The sequence below is a fragment of the Photobacterium proteolyticum genome (assembly GCF_001939735.1).
Lineage (GTDB): Bacteria > Pseudomonadota > Gammaproteobacteria > Enterobacterales > Vibrionaceae > Photobacterium > Photobacterium proteolyticum.
The window spans coordinates 1-1,378 of record NZ_MJIL01000086.1; the positions used below are offsets into that span (position 1 = coordinate 1).

Below are 1,378 nucleotides of genomic sequence, written 5' to 3' on the forward strand. Positions count from 1 at the left end.
TATTCGGAACCGCCGTATGCGACCCACGCTTGTACGGTGGTGTGAGAGGACGGAGGCCGCGAGGCCTCCTCCTACTCGATTTAGATGGGAGCCAGCTTACATCATGTGCTTGCGGCGGATGTCGAGCAGGGAAAAGATGCCGAAAATCAGTATTGACCACTTCTCCCAGCGGCTCATCTTGATCTTGTCGCCGAAGGCACCGATGAAAATCAGCATCTGCAGGCCGTGCATCATCAGCAGGAAGCCCGTCATAATGTACAGTGCCATGGCTGCCACACCCGGGAAGGGGTGGAAAATATTGACCAGCAGGACAAGCCAGACAAATCCGATGGCGGCTTTCGCCAACAAAATTAGCGTTTTCATGCTTCCTCTCTCTCATATAGCCGGTAGCTAACCTGCCCGGCGGTTTTTTCTTTGTGCAAATGCCAGTGGGGTGGCGTGCCGGGATCACCCAGCTCTTTCTCGGCTTCAATATAAATGATGGCACGGGGTGCCAGCCAGCCATTGTTTTCCAGCAGGGCTATCACCTCCTGTAGCAAATTCTTACGAAATGGCGGGTCGATAAAAACGATATCGTAGGGAGTTCCCGGCTTGCTGAGATAGGCCAGGCTGTCGGTATTGTGGATATGCGCATTGTCGGCACCCACGGTTTGACGGTTTTTTTCCAGTTGCTCGGCGGCTTTTTTGTCCAGTTCGAGCATGGTCACACTTTGTGCCCCGCGAGACAGGGCCTCAAAGCTCAGGCTGCCGCTGCCGGTAAAGAGATCCAGGCAGTTTGCCTCATAGAGATCTTGCGCTAACCAATTGAAAACTGTCTCTTTTACACGATCTGTCGTGGGTCTGAGGCCTTCAACATCATGGACCGGAAGTTTTCGTCCGCGCCAGCGACCACTGATGATTCTTACGAACCCTTCCCGGCGGTTATTTGGCATATTTCGCCCTGATTGTTGCCTGCGTCTCGTCATAGATTTCTTCGACCGTTTAGAAAATGATAGTATACACCTGTTTTTAGGCTGCAAATTGTACCAATCAAGCTCTAGGATTTGCCAATGGCAGAAAAAAAGAAACGCGGATTATTTTCGTGGCTGGGTTTTGGTTCTGAAGAACAGACCGAGCAAGTTGAACAAAACAAAGACCACCAAGAGGTGGATACACAGGCTGAAGCGACTCAAAGCGAGGTAGCGGCAGCAGAAGAGGCCGAAGCTCAGACGGCTGCGAAAGCAACAGAAGAGGCCGAAGCCCAGGCGGCTGCGAAAGCAGCAGCAGAGGCCGAAGCCCAAGCGGCTGCGAAAGCGGCAGAAGAGGCCGAAGCCCAGGCGGCGGCGAAAGCGGCAGAAGAGGCCGAAGCTCAGGCGGCGGCGAAAGCGGCAGAAGAGGC

The 1,378-nt window shown here is 53.7% G+C and carries 2 protein-coding genes and 1 pseudogene; 1 reads left to right on the forward strand and 2 read right to left on the reverse strand.

Going from position 1 to position 1,378, the window contains the following annotated elements; genetic code table 11:
• Positions 1-96: 96 nt before the first annotated feature.
• Together BIT28_RS17970 and rsmD are read right to left on the reverse strand one after the other, a co-directional pair.
• Positions 97-363 carry a DUF1145 domain-containing protein gene (locus BIT28_RS17970; RefSeq protein WP_075766257.1) on the reverse strand — a complete coding sequence of 89 codons (267 nt, stop codon included), beginning with the start codon at positions 361-363 and terminating at the stop codon, positions 97-99.
• Positions 360-965 carry a 16S rRNA (guanine(966)-N(2))-methyltransferase RsmD gene (gene rsmD, locus BIT28_RS17975; RefSeq protein WP_075766259.1) on the reverse strand — a complete coding sequence of 202 codons (606 nt, stop codon included), beginning with the start codon at positions 963-965 and terminating at the stop codon, positions 360-362. Before rsmD ends, BIT28_RS17970 begins: the two co-directional genes overlap by 4 nt.
• A gap of 84 nt (positions 966-1,049) precedes the next feature.
• Between rsmD and BIT28_RS29625 the strand changes: the two are divergent.
• Positions 1,050-1,378: pseudogene (locus BIT28_RS29625) on the forward strand (signal recognition particle-docking protein FtsY); the annotation flags it as partial.

Excerpts from the sequence above, each read along its gene's own strand:
- rsmD (WP_075766259.1), bottom strand. The coding sequence starts at position 965 with ATGACGAGACGCAGGCAACAATCAGGGCGAAATATGCCAAATAACCGC.
- BIT28_RS17970 (WP_075766257.1), bottom strand. The coding sequence starts at position 363 with ATGAAAACGCTAATTTTGTTGGCGAAAGCCGCCATCGGATTTGTCTGG.